The organism is Mycobacterium sp. 3519A, assembly GCF_900240945.1.
In the GTDB taxonomy this organism is placed as follows: Bacteria; Actinomycetota; Actinomycetes; order Mycobacteriales; family Mycobacteriaceae; genus Mycobacterium.
Window position 1 is genome coordinate 1,181,346 of record NZ_OESG01000013.1, and the last position, 15,699, is coordinate 1,197,044.

Genomic DNA, 15,699 nt, shown 5'->3' on the forward strand with positions numbered 1-15,699 from the left:
GTTCAAACCGAGAATGGAGCGCCGTCATGGGACGGGTAACCAGCAGATATCGCATCGTCCGCGTCGCCGATGGAGTGGCAAGCTCCAGGCCCGACTCGCTGGCCGCCGAGGAACCGTTGGAGATCCGGGTCTCAGGCCGACCGCTGACGGTGACGATGCGCACGCCCGGTAACGACTTCGACCTCGCGCGCGGATTTCTGGTCAGCGAGGGCGTGGTGGCCACCGAGTCGGACGTCGCCGCGATTCGCTACTGCGCAGGTGCCACCGCTGACGGGGTCAACACCTACAACGTGCTCGACGTGGTGCTCGCCGCCGGCGTTCCGTTGCCCGACGTCTCTGTCGAGCGCAACTTCTACACGACGTCCTCGTGCGGCCTGTGCGGGAAGGCCAGCCTCGACGCGGTGCGCACCATCAGCAGGTGGCGGGTGGCCGATGATCCGGTGCGACTCAACGCCGGCACGATCGCCACGCTGCCGGACAAGCTGCGGTCTGCTCAGCGCGTCTTCGACCGCACCGGCGGACTGCACGCGGCAGCACTCTTCGACGAGGCGGGTGAACTGCTGTGCGTGCGGGAGGATGTCGGGCGGCACAACGCGGTGGACAAGGTCATCGGGTGGGCATTCGATGACCGGCGGCTGCCGCTGACCGGCACCACGCTGATGGTCAGCGGTCGCGCCTCGTTCGAACTGGTGCAGAAGGCGGTGATGGCCGGAATCCCTGCTCTGACAGCGGTATCCGCGCCGTCGTCACTCGCGGTCGATCTCGCCCGAGAGATGGGCCTGACGTTGATCGGGTTTCTGCGCGGGTCGTCGATGAACATCTACTCCGGCGCTGACCGGGTCTGTGCCGACAATACCGAGGAGCTACTCAGCCTCTGATTTCGCCTGCCGCTGATCGTGATACACCTGCTGGGTGTGCTCCGTGTGGCGCTGCATGATGCTGCTGGCCAGGTCGGCGTCACCGGCGGCGATCGCCTTGATCAGTTCGGCATGCTCGGTCCAGGCGGCCTGCCCGCGCGGCTGCGCGATCGGCAGGTAATACCAGTGCCATCGCCGTTCGACCAAACCAATGTGCTTGGCCAGCACCACGTTTCCCGCGATCTCGGTGATCGCCGCGTGCAGGTTGACGTTCGCCTCGACCAAGGCCTCCGAATCGTTGGCCGCGAGCGCGTTGAGGCCGTCCTGCTGTAACTCCCACAGCCGGTTGACGTCTTCCGGCGTGGCGTTCTCGGCGGCCAGTCGCGCCGAATAGGTTTCGAGCACCGTGCGGACGCCCAGCAGCTGGTCCACCTCGTCCTCGGAGGGCGTGTGCACGAAAGCGCCCTGGGCGGGCCGCAGATCGATCCAGCCGTCCGTCTGCAACCGCTGCAGCGCCTCGCGCACCGGTTGTCTGCTGACGCCGAGGTACTCGGCGAGTTCGTTCTCCACCAGGTGCTGCCCCCGCTGAAGTGTGCCCTGCACGATCAGGTCCACGATCGCGTCGTAGACGGCCTGGCGCAGGGGCGCGGGGCGCTGTACTCGCCGTGCAGCGGCGTCGCTCAACGTGTGGGCGCGCTTACGCGGAGTGGGAAGTGACATCGCGCATCCTCCAACCAGTTGTTGTCCTGCGGCCACAGATTACAGGCTTTCGTATGCAATAAACTTCGTTCGCCGCGACACGCCCTCGCGTACCCCGATCCGCGGCAACAGAACACCCCGGGTGCGGACGTCCGGTCCGGACGCCTCCTCACCCGGGGTGTTCTGTGTGGGCAGCCGGCTAGTCGACCGCGAGCACCTTCTCGGACTGCGTCGGATCGCCGGGCCGCGTCGGCGTGGACGCCTTGAGCTTGGGCTGACGCAGCAGGATCGACAGGAAGGCGCAGGCGATGCCGACCGAACCCGCGATCCCGAATGCGGCGCCGTAACCCCAGCTGTCCACCACGACCGCGCCCAGTCCGGACCCGACCAGACCGGACACCAGCTTCGAGCTGTAGACCAGGCCGTAGTTGGTGGCGTTGTTGTTCTCACCGAAGTAGTCCGCGGTCATGGCCGCGAACAGCGGGAAGATCGCACCGCCGCCGAAGCCGGACACCATGGACGCGAGCAGGAACAGCGGCATGCTGCCGATCGACCCGGAGAAGTACACGGCGAACTGAGCCAGGCCCAGCACCACGCACACGATGATCAGCGTGTCCCTACGGCCGACCCGGTCCGAGATCCAGCCGATCACGCCGCGGCCGGTGCCGTTGACGATCGCCTTGAAGCTCATGGCCAGGGCCACGATGCCGCCTGCGAAGCCCATTTCCTTGCCGAACGGCACCTGCATCGCGATACCGAAGATGTTGATCCCAGCGGTGCACAGCAGCACGAACCACATCAGCGGCAGGATGCCCGTCTTGATGGCCTCCATCGGCGTGTACTGCCTGACCGCGGGCGGGTTCTTGGCGAGCGCGCGACGGATCTTCGGATCGTCGTTGACCTTCAGCGGATCGACATGCGGCGGCCACCAGTTCTTCGGTGGGTCGATGAAGAAGAAGCCACACAGTGCGACCAAACCGGCCAGGAAGATGCCGACGGCCAGCAGGATGCCCTCGTAGTTCTCCAGGTTCATGTAGCTGGTGAACAGGAAGATGAACGGCACCGAGCCATAGGCGAATCCGCCGTTGACGAAGCCGGTCTTGCCGCCCTTACGTTCCGGATACCACTTGCCCACCATGTTGATGCAGGTGGCGTACACGAAGCCGGCGCCGCCGCCACCGAACAACCCGAAGCCCAGGTACGCCAGCAGGACATGCGGAGCATAGGCCAGCGACAGGTATCCGAGCAGTGCCCCAACGGCACCCAGCATCATCGCCGCGCGCGCCGACAGCTTGCCACTCTCCCGCATCTGGCCGACGGGGAAGGCCACCGCTGCCTGGAACATCACCCACACGCCGAGCAACCAGAAGATGTGGCCGCCGTGCCAGTTGTGTGCCTCCGAGAGCGTGTCCTCCGCGGAGGTGAAGGCATATTCGGACGAGCTGACGGCCATCATCGCAATCCACGGGAGCCACACCATCCAGGCCCGTGATCGTCCCAGGATGTCGCGGTCGGTCTCACCGATCCGGTACACCCTGCCGTTATCGTCGACTACCTCGCGGTATGTCGGCTGAGCTGACGCGTTCATGCGTGTCGAATCTCCTCTTGGTCTCTGTATACTGCCGACTGTCTGCTTTTCATGTGGCGGAATCGCTAGATGACTCCCTTCGCCTTGAGCGCGGTGAGCTGGCCGCCAAGCCCTAGCTCGTCGCCGTAGATGTCGGAGTTGTGCTCGCCCAGCAAAGGGGAGCGGACGATTTCGACGGGGGAGTCGGACAGCTTGATCGGGCAGCCGACCGTGGTGAACTCGCCCCGCTCGGGGTGATCGACCCGGACCACCATCTCGTTGGCCGCCAGCGACGCGTCCTCGAAGATCTCCTTGGTGGAAAGGATTGGGCCGCAGGGGATGTTGTGCTCGGTCAGCAAGTCGAGCGCCCGCCACTTGCCCAGGCCCATCGTCCATTCCTCGATGAGCTGGAACATCTTGTCCAACTTGTTCAGCCGTGCCTGCGGCGTGCTCCACTCCGGATCTGTGACGAGTTCCGGCCTGCCGATCAGATTCGCGATCGGTTCCCACCCGACGGGCTGGACGACGACGTAGATGTAGTCGTTGGGGCCGCCGGGTGCGCACTTCACGGCCCACCCGGGCTGGCCGCCGCCGGAGGCATTGCCCGATCGCGGGACACAGTCGCCGAAGTCGTCGTTGGGGTACTCGCCGAGCGGCCCGTGTTCCAGCCGCTGGTGGTCGCGCAGCTTGACGCGGCACAGGTTCAGCACCGCGTGCTGCATCGCGACCGTCACCCGCTGTCCGCGACCGGTGTGCTCACGTTGGTAGAGCGCGGCCAAGATGCCGGCCACGGTGTGGATGCCGGTGCCGGAATCGCCGATCTGCGCGCCGGTGGCCAGCGGTGGACCGTCCTCGAATCCCGTCGTGCTCATGGATCCGCCCATGGCCTGAGCGATCACCTCGTAGGCCTTGTAGTGGGTGTAGGGGCCGTCGCCGAAACCCTTGATGGAGGCGAAGATCAGCCGCGGGTTGATGCGCTGCAACTCTTCCCAACCGAAGCCCATCCGCTCGATGGCGCCAGGGCCGAAGTTCTCGGCGAGGATGTCGAAGCGGGGGAGCAGTTCGGTGAAGATCCGCTTGCCCTCGGGCGACTTCATGTTCAGCGTGATGCTGCGCTTGTTGCAGTTCAGCATCGTGAAGTAGAGGCTGTCCGCGCCGGGGACGTCCCGCAGCTGCTTGCGGGTGACATCGCCGGCCGGCGCTTCGAGTTTCACGACGTCCGCGCCCAACCAGGCGAGGATCTGAGTGCACGATGGGCCGGACTGGACATGCGTCATATCCAGGACGCGCACGCCATCGAGTGCCTTTCTCAAGACAGTCCCCTTTAGTGGTGTTTTTGGTTCACGGCCGCCGCGGCAGATACAGCCCGCGTGGGGGTGGAACCACACGTTGATCAGTGAGCGCTTGCCGGACCCGGCACAGCTCGCCCGCTGAGATTCGAATACTCATGCGTTAGTGGTTGTGAAGGCAGTCACTCGTCTCGTCAGGAAGTAACGGACATCACACGGCGTACGGTATACCTCATACAATCTGCGCGCAAGCCCCGAGTTTTCTGGCAGGTTCCTGGTGGTACTTCCCTAGGAGAGGGCAAACGCGTAGTCTCCGCCCGATTCAGCGTTGTCGGCGGGCTGTCGACCCGGCAGCCGGACCGTGTCACCGGTGCAGACGATTCTCCCCGAATTTCACGTAAATGCTTGGGAGACAACGATTTAACGAGTCATACGAACACTCGTCATCTCCGACCGGATAGGCGAGGGGAGGTGCTGCGGCAGGGTGCGGCGCGGCAGTCGAGTTTCCTGTGGATCTGCTTCGGGCAAGCGGATTTTCAGGTACCTGACAGGAAAGTCAACGAGTACTGATCGATCGCTGGACAACCCGTGTTGCGTCCACCACACTGTTGTCTACCTCATACGGTATGCAATCTTGTGACCAGCTTTTCGTCCCGAGAAAGCAAACCGGCTCGAGTTAAGGAAGTCTCCGAATATGGTTCAGGTCCCTCCGGTCAACGACGAGGTGGAATCGGATCCGCCGACAGGCAAGGCGCTCTCCGGCGTCCGCGTGCTCGACATGACGCACGTCCAGTCGGGCCCGTCGGCCACCCAACTGCTCGGCTGGCTGGGCGCCGACGTCATCAAGCTGGAAGCGCCCGGCACCGGTGACGTCACGCGCGGCCAACTCCGCGACGTCCCAGGAGCCGACAGCCTCTACTTCACGATGCTCAACTGCAACAAGCGCAGCATCACGTTGAACATGAAGAGCGAGGACGGCAAGCGGATCTTCACCGATCTGGTGTCTCGCGTCGACATCCTCGTGGAGAACTTCGGCCCCGGCGTCGTCGACCGGTTCGGCTTCACCTGGGACCGGCTGCGCGAAATCAACCCACGCCTGATCTACGCGTCCATCAAGGGCTTCGGTCCGGGTAAGTACTTCGACTACAAGGCCTACGAGGTGATCGCCCAGGCGATGGGCGGCTCGATGGCCACCACGGGTTTCGAGGACGGCCCGCCCGTGGCGACCGGTGCGCAGATCGGCGACTCCGGCACCGGAATCCACTTGGTGTCCGGCATTTTGGCCGCGCTCTATCAGCGCACGAACAGCGGTCGCGGGCAGCGCGTTGAGGTCGCGATGCAGGAGGCGGTGCTCAACCTGTGCCGGGTGAAGCTGCGTGACCAACAACGGTTGGCCAGCGGGCCGCTTCGCGAGTACCCGAATCAGAGCTTCGGGGACGAGGTGCCCCGGTCGGGCAACGCCTCCGGCGGCGGCCAGCCGGGGTGGGCGGTCAAGACCAAGGGTGGCGGACCCAACGACTACATCTATGTGATCGTGCAGCCCCAGGGTTGGGCGCCGCTGGCCGAGCTGATCGGCAGGCCCGATCTGTCCGACCATCCGGACTGGGCGCGGCCAGAGGACCGGCTTCCCAAGCTCGACAAGGTCTTCGCGCTGATCGAGGACTGGTCGGAGCGGCACAGCAAATGGGAGGCGCTCGAGGCGCTCAACGCGATCAACATCCCTTGCGGGCCAGTGCTTTCCACCAAGGAACTGATCGAGGACGAAACGCTGAACGAACTCGGGGCGATCGTCACGGTGGAGCACCCCGAGCGTGGCGCGTTCAAGACCGTCGGCTCTCCGCTCCGGTTGTCGGACTCACCGGTCGACATCGTCCGCTCACCACTGCTGGGTGAGCACACCGACGAGATCTGCACGGAGCTCGGCTACACGCCTGAACAGCTCGAACTGTTCAGGAACGCCGGCGTCATCTGAGTCAGTGGCTCTGCGACGAAAGGACAAAACCGTCATGCCATAAACCGGGCGGCGGCGCTTGCGCCGCCGACGCCAAGAACCGCGTGCCCACGAAAAACGCTGCGGCGGTACGCAATTGCTTCATAGGGCTGCCACCCGAGTGAAGCCAAGCGCGCGCTGGGAAATTCTGTCGCAAAACGCCACGCGACAGGCCCTCGATGCGCGAGCCTTCAACCATTCGTAGAAAGAGAATCAAGCATGTCGTCAACTTTCGCAAGTTATCGCGAGGTCATCGACGCGAACGGCCGGGTATACCGCGTCGGGGAGACCGACCGCGAACTCCTCGGCAGGTCCCGTGTGTGGATGGTCTGGCTGCCGTGGATCGCCATGATGGCCGTGAGCGTGTACGAGTACGGCTACGGCGCCGCGGAGGAGGCGCTGCGCGAGGCGCACCACTGGAGCATGGGCGAAACATTCTGGCTGTTGTCGATCTGGGCGTTCTTCCAGGCAGGCATCGCATTTCCCGCCGGGAAGCTGCGCGAGAAGGGCATCGTCTCCGCGCGGACCGCGATGGTCGCGGGCGCGGCCCTGTCAGCGGTCGGCTTCGTCAGCATCACCCAGAGCAACCTGGTGCTTGCCTACCTCGGATTCGCTGTATGCGGCGGCATCGGGGCGGGCCTGGTGTACGCCACCTGCATCAACCTCGTCGGCAAGTGGTACCCCGAGCGTCGCGGTGCCAAGACCGGCTTCGTCAACGGCGGATTCGCGTACGGCGCAATCCCGTTCATCTTCATCTTCAGCTACGCCTTGCACCCGAACACCTATGTATGGGTGCTCGACCTGGTGGCCGCCTACATGTTGATCGTCTGCGCGGTCTGTGGCTGGCTGTTCCGCGACCCGCCGAAGAACTGGTGGCCGTCGGAGATCGACCCGGTCAAGTGGGCGGACAGCAAGAGCGGTGCGGAGAGCCTGAAGAAGAACCCGCCCGCCGCTCGGCAGTACACACCCATGGAAGCAATCAAGACCGGCATGCTGCCCCTGATGTGGCTGTCATTGGGAATCAGCGCAGGCGTCTCGCTCTTCGGCATCAGCTACATGGTGCCGTTCGCCAAGGAACTCGGGTTCGGTCCGCTGATCGCCGCCTCGTCGGCCGGCGTGCTGTCCGTCATCAACGGCACCGGTCGCACCGTAACCGGTTGGCTCTCAGACAAGTTCGGGCGCAAGCAGACGCTGCTTGTGGTGCTGTTGATCGAGGCGCTGTCCCTGGTGGGTCTGCTCTACGCGGGTAAGGCCCACAGCGAAGTCGCGTTCCTGGCCTTCGCGTTCCTGGTCGGCTTCGGCGGCGGCGCCTTCTACCCGATGTTCGCCTCGCTGACTCCGGACTACTTCGGCGAGAACAACAACGCCAGCAACTACGGGCTGGTCTACAGCTCCAAGCTGCTGGGGTCGGTCGTCGGAATCGGCGTCGGCGCCAGCGTGATTGACGCATGGGGCTACACCGGTGCCTACTGGCTCGCCGCGGTGAGCGCTCTGGTCTCGGCGGTGTTGGCGGCCTTCCTGCGCCAGCCCGGTCGCGACCGAGTACCTGCGGCACAGTCGAGCACCTCGGCTGCCGAGAAGTCGCTGACGCCAACGTTGGCCGACTGACCGAAGTCGAAAGGCGGCCAAGGGCGAACGATCAGTCGTTCCCCTTGGCCGCTTCTTGGCGTCGCTGTTCCTGGTAGATCTCCCTGGTGCGCTCGGTGTGCAGTCGCATCAGGGCGCACGCCCGCCCGGCGTCCCGCTTGGCGATCGCGTCGATCAACTCGGCGTGCTCCTCCCAGGCGGCCTTCGACCGCACCTGGGCGATGGGCAGGTAGTACCACCGCACGCGGTGCTCGACCGACGCCCGCAGGTCGGCGAGCACCTTGTTGGCCGACATCGTCACGATGTGGGTGTGCAGCTTGGCGTTCGCGGAGACGAGCACTTCCTCGTCGTCGACGGCAAGCGCTTCCTCGCCGATGCGTTGCAGCTCGTGCAGGTGCTCGATCTGTTCGGGCGTCGCATGCTCGGCGGCCAGCCTCGCCGACTCCGCCTCCAGCAGGCTGCGCGCGGCAAGAAGCTGATCTGCCTCGGACTCGGTGGGGATGTGGACGTATGCGCCGAGCGCGGGGCGCAGGTCCACCCAGCCTTCAGTGTGCATGCGCTGCAACGCTTCTCGGACAGGCTGCCGGCTGACGCCGAGCGCGTCCGCCAGATCTTTCTCGACCAGGTGCTGTCCCGGCTCCAGCTCGCGAGTGATGATCATCTCCACGAGAGCCTCGAAGACCGCCTCGCGCAGCGGTGCGGGGCGCTCGACGACCGGCGCCCGTTTCCGCGTCGCGCCGCCGGAAAGGAGGCCGGTGGCCGTGGGGGTTACTGGATGGGTCATGGACTGCCCTTCTGGTTTGCGGCAGGGTGCCCCCAGCATACAGTCGTCAGGATCCAATCAACGGACATCCTCGCTGAGAGGTGTGGCACACGCGCGCCCAGTACTTCGGTTGTTTCGTAATACGGAATAAACTAGTCGTCAAGCGGAGCGCTTGGGAAGTCGACGATCGGGAGGTTTGCCGTGGCGGACGGTGTCCAATCGGTCGAGCGCGCCTTCGAGCTGCTGGAGATCATGGCAAGCGCAGGCGGCAGCATCGCGCTGGGCGAGCTGGCCACCCGCGCCGAGCTGCCCCAACCGACGATCCACCGGCTGGTAAGGACGCTGCTGGCCATGGGCTACGTCCGACAGCTCGAGAATCGTCGATATGCGCTGGGGCCCAAGCTAATTCGGTTAGGAGAAAGCGCCGCTCAACTCATCGGCGCGTGGTCGCGCCCGCACCTCACCGAACTGGTGGAGCGGACGGGCGAAAGCGCCAACATGGCCGCACTGGACAACGACATGGCCGTCTACGTCGCCCAGGTGCCGTCCCCCCACGCGATGCGGATGTTCACCGAAGTCGGCCGCCGCGTGCATCTGCACTGCACCGGGGTGGGCAAGGCGCTGCTCATGCAGTTGCCCAACGACAGCGTGGAGGCGCTGCTCAAACGTGCCGGGATGCCGGCCTCCAACGAGAACTCGTTCACCACCCCGGAGGCGCTGATCCGGGACATCGAACTGAGCAGGGCCCGCGGCTACGCCATCGACGAGGGTGAGCAGGAGATCGGCGTGCGGTGTTTCGCGGTGCCGGTGCCCGATGCTCCCACGCTGACCGCGATCTCCATCTCAGGGCCCGCGACCCGCCTGACACTGAAGTCGGCGACCAAGGTGGCCCCGCTGCTGAAACGCGTTGCGCGCGATATCGCTTCGGAGTTCGACCGCGAGACCGCGGTCTGAACGGGCCTAGAAACGCCGAAATGCACGTTTTGTAGCGGAACTTCGAGAAGACCGCTACAAAACGTGCATTTCGCGGAACCGAGCTACTAGTCCACCAGGAGCAGCGCCGCGGCGGTCGGCGCGTCTTCGAGTGTCTCGGCGAGATCGTTGAACTCGGTGATGTTGTCGATCTCGGTGCCCATCGCGATGTTGGTGATCTTCTCCAGGAAGATCTCGACCACCACCGGCACCTTGTGCTCCTGGGCCAACTGCTGAGCCCGTTTCAGCGACGGACCGATGTCGGCCGGCTCGGACACCTGAATTGCCTTGCAGCCCAGGCCCTCCGCCACGCGCAGGTGGTCGACGCCGTAGCCCTTCGGGACGGTGCTCTCGTCGCTTTCCTGCGCATTGATGTTGTCGAAGCCCAGCGACACGTGGTAGTTCATGTCGAAGCCGCGCTGCGCCTGCCGGATCAGGCCCAGGTACGAATTGTTCACCACCACATGGACATACGGCAGGTTGAACTGCGCGCCGACCGCCAACTCCTCGATCAGGAACTGGAAGTCGTAGTCACCCGACAACCCGACCACGGTGGCAGTCGGATCCGCTGCGACGACACCCAACGCGGCGGGCACCGTCCATCCGAGCGGCCCTGCCTGCCCACAGTTGATCCAGTTCCGCGGGCCGAACACCTGCAGGAACTGACCGCCTGCGATCTGCGACAGTCCGATCGCGGTGACGTAGCGGACATCGCGGCCGAAGGCGCGGTTCATCTCCTCGTAGACCCGCTGCGGCTTGATCGGCACATCGTCGAAGTGGGTCTTGCGGTGCATGGTGCGCTTGCGCTCTGTGCATTCGTCGACCCACGCGCTGTAGTCGGGCAGCGTGCCTGCCGCGCGCCGGTCCTTGGCGACGGCCACGAACTGCTCCAGCGCCGCCTTCGCGTCCGAGACGATACCGAAGTCAGGGGCGAAGACCCGGCCGATCTGGGTCGGCTCGATGTCGACGTGGACGAAACGCCTGCCGCGACGGTAGGTCTCCAGCCCACCGGTGTGGCGGTTGGCCCACCGGTTGCCGATGCCCAGCACGAAGTCCGACGCCAGCATCGTCGCGTTGCCGTACCGCTGCGACGTCTGGAGTCCGACCATGCCCGCCGCCAACCGGTGGTCGTCGGGAATGGTGCCCCAGCCCATCAGCGTCGGCACCACAGGCACATTGAGGATCTCGGCGAGTTCGACCAGCAGACCCGACGCGTCGGCGTTGATGACGCCGCCACCCGAGATGAGCAGCGGACGCTCGGCGGACACCAGCATGTCGATGGCCTTCTCGGCCTGCGCGCGCGACGCCGCAGGCTTGTAGACCGGCAACGGTTGGTACGCCTCGGGGTCGAAGTCGATCTCCGCCAGTTGGACGTCGATGGGCAGATCGATGAGCACCGGCCCCGGCCGTCCCGACCGCATCAGGTGAAACGCCTGCGCGAATGCACCTGGCACTTGGCCTGGTTCGAGCACCGTCATCGCCATCTTGGTCACCGGTGCGGCGATCGAGGCGATGTCGACGGCCTGGAAATCCTCTTTGTGGAGCTTGCTCACCGGTGCCTGCCCGGTGATCGCGAGGATCGGAATGGAGTCCGCCGACGCCGAATACAACCCGGTGATCATGTCGGTGCCCGCCGGACCCGACGTGCCGATGCACACGCCGATGTTGCCCGCGGCGGCGCGCGTGAAGCCCTCGGCCATGTGGCTGGCGGCTTCGACATGCCGGGCCAGCACGTGCTTGATGCCCCCGTGCGCGCGCATCGCCGAGTAGAACGGGTTGATCGCCGCGCCGGGGAGTCCGAATGCCTGTGTGGCGCCCTCGATTTCGAGGATCCGGACCGCAGCATCGACCGTTCGCATCCGCGCCATCAGATCTCCTTGCCGGAGAGCCGCTCGACACCCCGCAGCAGCGCGGAGTGGTCGAGCCCGCCGTCGCCGTTTGCCATTGCGGAAGCCATCAGCTGGGCAACCAGCGAGCCCAGCGGCGTGACCACACCGGCCTCGCGTGCCGCGGCGGTCACGATGCCCATGTCCTTGTGGTGCAACGCGATCCGGAAACCGGGGTCGAAGTTGCGCTCCAGCATCTTGCCCGCCTTCTGGTCGAGCACGGCCGAACCGGCCAGCCCGCCACCGAGCACCTTGACGGCGGCATCGATGTCGACGTCGTAGGCCTTCAGGAAGGTGATCGCCTCGGCGAGCAACTCGATGTTGCCCGCGACGATCAGCTGGTTGGCCGCCTTGACGGTCTGGCCCGCGCCGTTGGCGCCGACGTGCACGATGGTCTTGCCGACCGTGTCCAGAATCGGCTTGGCCGCGGCGAAGTCCTCGTCGGAGCCGCCGACCATGATCGACAGCGTGGCGTTCTTCGCGCCCGGCTCGCCGCCGGACACCGGTGCGTCGAGGATGCGCAGACCGCGCTCGATGCCGATCTTGGCGAACTCGGCGGTGACGTCGGGCCGGATCGACGAGAAGTCGATCACCAGCGTGCCGGGCTCAGCGTGCGCGAAGACGCCGTCGTCACCCAGCAGCACGGCCTGCACCTGCGGCGAGTCGGGCACCATCACGGCCACCACGTCGGCGCCTTTGACGGCCTGCTCGATGGTTTCGGCTGCGCTACCGCCAGCTTCGACCAACGCGGCGGTGCGTTCCGGTGTGGTGTCGACGCCGACGACGGTGTGGCCAGCCTTGACCAGGTGGGCCGCCATCGGGCTGCCCATGATGCCAAGTCCGATGAATGCGATGGTGCTCATGAGATCCTCGTTTCTGCTTGTGATTCCAGGGTTGCGACGCGGTCTTCGCGCGGCAGCCATTCGAAGGTGTCCGGTTTGGTCGCCTTGTACTCGAGGCCGACGTATCCCTCGTAGCCCTGTGCGGCGAGTTGCTCGAGGTAGGTGCGGATCGGGATCTCGCCGGTGCCCGGCTCACCGCGGCCGGGGGCGTCGGCGATCTGTACGTGGCCGATCCTGCTGCCGTACTTGGTGATTGCGGCGGTGATGTCGTCGCCGTTGACGTGCAGGTGGTAGAAGTCGGCGAGCAGTCGCAGGTTCTCTGCGCCGTGTTCGTCGTGCACCCGGTCGATCACGCCGATGGCGTCGGCCGCCGTCAGAAGCGGGTACTTCGGTGCCCCGCTGACGGGTTCGATGAGTACCGTGGCGCCGATGCGATCCGCCGCGCGGGCGGCGTAGCCGAGGTTGCCGACGGCGACGTCATCCTGGGTCTCCGGCGAGTGCTCGTCGATGCGATTGCCGTACAGCGCGTTGAAGGCGCGCGTGCCGAGGGTTTCGGCGATGCCGACGGCGATCTCGACGTTGTCGCGGAAGTCCTGCGTCAGGGCGGGGTTGGACAGGATGCCGCGGTCGCCTGCGGGCATGTCGCCTGCGGCGAAGTTGAGACCGGTCAACTGGACACCCGCATCCTGAATGGCGCGGACGAACGCGTCGACGTCCGCGTCGGCCGGCGTCGGGGTGTCGAACGGCCACCAGAACTCGACCGCCTCGAAGCCCGCGTTACGGGTTGCGCGCGGCCGATCCAGCAGTGGCAGATCGGTCAGCAGGATCGAGCAGTTGACCGTATAGGCCGTCATTCCGCGTTCCTTTCGTATTCCGCGATACGGAATTTAATAATCACAATGCAAAATAGTGAACGCTGCCGCTGGTCGTGTTGTCAAGGGCGTACCGCTGGTAACGCGCTTTGAGCGGCCTGAAAGCGTTGACGGCGGCGCGCAACGCGTGCAACGGTGTAGCTTTGGAATAGCAATTCCGTATAGCGGAATTGTTTGCTGGTTAGAGATGGAGGGGTGGTCAGTGACTGGCCATGTCGTGATCGCGCCCGACAAATTCAAGGGCTCCTTGACGGCCGCGGAGGCGGCCGAAGCCCTCTCGGCGGGACTCAAACGCAGCGATCCCACCCTGGTGACGGTGCTTCGCCCGGTCGCCGACGGCGGCGACGGAACGCTGGACACCGTGCTCGCGGCGGGCTTTGAGCGAGTTCCCGTCTACGGCAAGGGGCCGACGGGACAGGTGGTGCACACGGCATATGCCCGCAGCGGCGGCACCGCGGTCGTCGAAATGGCCGAAATCTGTGGCCTGCAACGACTTCCGGGCGGTGAAAAGGCTCCGATGACGGCCTCCAGCTACGGTCTCGGCGCGGTGGTGGCCCAAGCGCTCGAGCACGGCTGTCGTGACATCATCATCGGCGTCGGGGGCAGCGCCAGCACCGACGGCGGAGCAGGCTTGCTCGCCGCACTCGGTGCCGTCGCGCGCGATCGCGACGGCTCGCGGATCGACCCGACCGGCCAGGGAATCGGTGCGGCGGCGACGCTCGATCTGACCGGACTGCATCCCGGGATCGTTTCTGCCACATTCACTCTCGCCAGCGACGTGGACAACCCGCTCTGCGGTCCGCTGGGTGCTGCCAGCGTCTACGCCCCGCAGAAGGGGGCCGACGCCGATCAGGTCGAGGAGCTCGACCGCTCGCTTCGCCGCTGGGCCGAAGTGGTGGAGCGCGAAACGGGATCGGTCTACAGCTCCGCCGCGGGCGCCGGCGCGGCAGGTGGTGTCGGCTTCGCCGCGCTGGCCGTGCTGCGCGCGAAAATGCAGCCCGGCATCGACGTGATCATCGACCGCATCGAGCTCGACCGGCAGCTGTCGGGGGCGCGGGCGGTCGTCACCGGCGAGGGCTCACTCGACCGGCAGTCGTTGCGCGGCAAGGCCGCAGTCGGCGTGTGCAGGCGCGCCGCCGCGCACCTGGTGCCGACGTTCGCCGTCGCGGGCGTGTCGGCGTTGACGTCCGACGAGGCGGCCGAGGCGGGGTTCGCAGGTGTGTACGCGCTCAGCGACCTGGAACCGGATCAGGCACAGTCGATGGCGCGGGCCGCCGAACTGCTCACCGCGGTGGGCGAGCAGCTCGGCCGGTCGCTCACCGCACCTTGACGACAACTTTGCCCTTCGCGGTTCTGTCCTCGAGTGAGGCGATCGCGTCGGCGGCCCTCTCGAGCGGGTAGACGATCGGCTCCGGGGCCGACACCCTCCCGGACGCAAGTAGCGGCTCGAGCTCTGTCCACTGCTCGTGCAGATAGCCGGGATGGGTCAGGCTCCAGGCGCCCCACCCGACACCGACCGCGTCGACGTTGTTCAGCAGCAGTCGATTCACCTTGACCGTCGGAATGTCGCCGCCGGTGAAGCCGATGACCAGCAGCCTGCCGCCGGGGGCGAGGGAACGCAGGGAGTCGGTGAACCGGTCACCGCCGACGGGATCGACGACGATGTCCACGCCGCGCCCGCCGGTCAACTCCTTGACCGCGTCCTTGAACCCCTCGGCCAGCACCACATCGGACGCCCCCGCCGCCTTGGCCACCGCAATCTTGTCCTCGGTGCTGACCACCGCGATGGTGCGCGCCGCACCCCACGCCGGCGCCAGTCGCAACGTCGACGTCCCGATGCCGCCCGCCGCGCCGTGCACCAGCACCGTCTCACCTTCCGCGAGACGGCCACGCGTGCGCAGCGCATGATGCATGGTCAGGTCGTTGAACAGCAGGCCGGCGCCGGCTTCGAACGACACCGAATCCGGTAGCTTGAACACCCGATCTGCCTGCAGCGCAACCACTTCCGCCATCGCGCCGCACAGCATCGTCAACCCGGCGACCCGATCGCCCGCAGCGACGTGCGCGTCGGCGGGCGCACTGCGCACCACCCCGGCGATCTCCGCGCCCGGCGTGTACGGCAGCTGCGGCTTGTACTGATAGAGCCCCCGCGACTGCAGGGCATCGGGAAACGCCACACCGGCGGCGTGAACATCGATCAGGACGTCGCCGTCGCCCGCGTCCGGTTCGTCGATCTCGACGACCTTCGCGGCTTGTGGTCCGTCGAGGCTGGCTATCTGAATCGCACGCATCGCACTATTTAACTCCTGCGCCGACCGCGCCCAACCGACCGGTAGGCTGGTGTTGACGGCAGCGTTGCCGAACTCGATGGGAGC

13 protein-coding genes are annotated in these 15,699 nt (G+C 65.9%); 5 read left to right on the plus strand and 8 right to left on the minus strand.

Translation table 11 applies throughout. The features are described from left to right. Positions 1-26 precede the first annotated feature (26 nt). On the plus strand, positions 27-878 hold the full coding sequence (fdhD, locus tag C1A30_RS13545) for a formate dehydrogenase accessory sulfurtransferase FdhD (protein ID WP_101948789.1): 852 nt from the start codon (positions 27-29) through the stop codon (positions 876-878). On the opposite strand, the gene C1A30_RS13550 is transcribed toward fdhD, so the two are convergent. The 3 genes from C1A30_RS13550 to frc (C1A30_RS13560) all read right to left on the minus strand — a co-directional run bounded on the left by C1A30_RS13550 (position 864) and on the right by frc (C1A30_RS13560) (position 4,436). Then, the gene (locus tag C1A30_RS13550; protein ID WP_067808322.1) at positions 864-1,577 is read right to left on the minus strand and encodes a GntR family transcriptional regulator; all 714 of its coding nucleotides are present in this window, start codon (positions 1,575-1,577) and stop codon (positions 864-866) included. The genes fdhD and C1A30_RS13550 overlap by 15 nt on opposite strands. A 178-nt stretch (positions 1,578-1,755) precedes the next feature. Further along, complete coding sequence (locus C1A30_RS13555; RefSeq protein WP_101948790.1) at positions 1,756-3,144, minus strand: OFA family MFS transporter; 1,389 nt, start codon at positions 3,142-3,144, stop codon at positions 1,756-1,758. A gap of 65 nt (positions 3,145-3,209) precedes the next feature. After that, positions 3,210-4,436, minus strand: coding sequence for a formyl-CoA transferase (frc, locus tag C1A30_RS13560; protein WP_101948791.1), 1,227 nt, complete (start codon positions 4,434-4,436; stop codon positions 3,210-3,212). Positions 4,437-5,106: 670 nt separating this feature from the next. On the opposite strand from frc (C1A30_RS13560), the gene frc (C1A30_RS13565) reads away from it, so the two are divergent. After that, entirely contained in the window at positions 5,107-6,384 is a 1,278-nt protein-coding gene (gene frc, locus C1A30_RS13565; protein WP_101948792.1) for a formyl-CoA transferase, read from the plus strand. A gap of 237 nt (positions 6,385-6,621) precedes the next feature. Further along, positions 6,622-8,010 (plus strand): OFA family MFS transporter, encoded by a 1,389-nt coding sequence (locus C1A30_RS13570; RefSeq protein ID WP_101948793.1) that lies wholly within the window; start codon positions 6,622-6,624, stop codon positions 8,008-8,010. 31 nt (positions 8,011-8,041) lie between these two features. On the opposite strand, the gene C1A30_RS13575 is transcribed toward C1A30_RS13570, so the two are convergent. Further along, a complete protein-coding gene (locus C1A30_RS13575; protein ID WP_101948794.1) occupies positions 8,042-8,773 on the minus strand; it encodes a GntR family transcriptional regulator in 732 nt (243 codons plus the stop codon). Between the two features lie 180 nt (positions 8,774-8,953). Here C1A30_RS13575 and C1A30_RS13580 point away from each other — a divergent pair, with 180 nt between their 5' ends. Further along, positions 8,954-9,706 (plus strand): IclR family transcriptional regulator, encoded by a 753-nt coding sequence (locus C1A30_RS13580; protein ID WP_101948795.1) that lies wholly within the window; start codon positions 8,954-8,956, stop codon positions 9,704-9,706. A gap of 86 nt (positions 9,707-9,792) precedes the next feature. Here the strand turns inward: C1A30_RS13580 and gcl are convergent, their stop codons facing one another. Genes gcl through C1A30_RS13595 form a run of 3 tightly spaced genes read right to left on the minus strand, consistent with a single transcriptional unit; the run spans position 9,793 to position 13,306 of the window. Next, on the minus strand, positions 9,793-11,592 hold the full coding sequence (gene gcl, locus C1A30_RS13585) for a glyoxylate carboligase (protein ID WP_101948796.1): 1,800 nt from the start codon (positions 11,590-11,592) through the stop codon (positions 9,793-9,795). Next, positions 11,592-12,473, minus strand: coding sequence for a 2-hydroxy-3-oxopropionate reductase (locus C1A30_RS13590; protein WP_101948797.1), 882 nt, complete (start codon positions 12,471-12,473; stop codon positions 11,592-11,594). The genes gcl and C1A30_RS13590 overlap by 1 nt, the downstream gene beginning before the upstream one ends. Next, complete coding sequence (locus tag C1A30_RS13595) at positions 12,470-13,306, minus strand: hydroxypyruvate isomerase family protein (RefSeq protein WP_101948798.1); 837 nt, start codon at positions 13,304-13,306, stop codon at positions 12,470-12,472. Before C1A30_RS13595 ends, C1A30_RS13590 begins: the two co-directional genes overlap by 4 nt. A gap of 220 nt (positions 13,307-13,526) precedes the next feature. Here C1A30_RS13595 and C1A30_RS13600 point away from each other — a divergent pair, with 220 nt between their 5' ends. Beyond that, positions 13,527-14,654 carry a glycerate kinase gene (locus C1A30_RS13600; RefSeq protein WP_101950183.1) on the plus strand — a complete coding sequence of 376 codons (1,128 nt, stop codon included), beginning with the start codon at positions 13,527-13,529 and terminating at the stop codon, positions 14,652-14,654. Here the strand turns inward: C1A30_RS13600 and C1A30_RS13605 are convergent. Next, complete coding sequence (locus tag C1A30_RS13605; RefSeq protein WP_101948799.1) at positions 14,641-15,615, minus strand: NADPH:quinone oxidoreductase family protein; 975 nt, start codon at positions 15,613-15,615, stop codon at positions 14,641-14,643. The genes C1A30_RS13600 and C1A30_RS13605 overlap by 14 nt on opposite strands. Positions 15,616-15,699 lie beyond the last annotated feature (84 nt).

Bases quoted from the DNA above. Each gene is read 5' to 3' on its own strand.
- C1A30_RS13570 (WP_101948793.1), top strand. From the start codon at position 6,622: ATGTCGTCAACTTTCGCAAGTTATCGCGAGGTCATCGACGCGAACGGC.
- C1A30_RS13605 (WP_101948799.1), bottom strand. From the start codon at position 15,615: ATGCGTGCGATTCAGATAGCCAGCCTCGACGGACCACAAGCCGCGAAG.
- C1A30_RS13550 (WP_067808322.1), bottom strand. From the start codon at position 1,577: ATGTCACTTCCCACTCCGCGTAAGCGCGCCCACACGTTGAGCGACGCC.
- fdhD (WP_101948789.1), top strand. From the start codon at position 27: ATGGGACGGGTAACCAGCAGATATCGCATCGTCCGCGTCGCCGATGGA.
- C1A30_RS13575 (WP_101948794.1), bottom strand. From the start codon at position 8,773: ATGACCCATCCAGTAACCCCCACGGCCACCGGCCTCCTTTCCGGCGGC.
- frc (WP_101948792.1), top strand. From the start codon at position 5,107: ATGGTTCAGGTCCCTCCGGTCAACGACGAGGTGGAATCGGATCCGCCG.
- C1A30_RS13590 (WP_101948797.1), bottom strand. From the start codon at position 12,473: ATGAGCACCATCGCATTCATCGGACTTGGCATCATGGGCAGCCCGATG.
- C1A30_RS13595 (WP_101948798.1), bottom strand. From the start codon at position 13,306: ATGACGGCCTATACGGTCAACTGCTCGATCCTGCTGACCGATCTGCCA.
- gcl (WP_101948796.1), bottom strand. From the start codon at position 11,592: ATGGCGCGGATGCGAACGGTCGATGCTGCGGTCCGGATCCTCGAAATC.
- C1A30_RS13555 (WP_101948790.1), bottom strand. From the start codon at position 3,144: ATGAACGCGTCAGCTCAGCCGACATACCGCGAGGTAGTCGACGATAAC.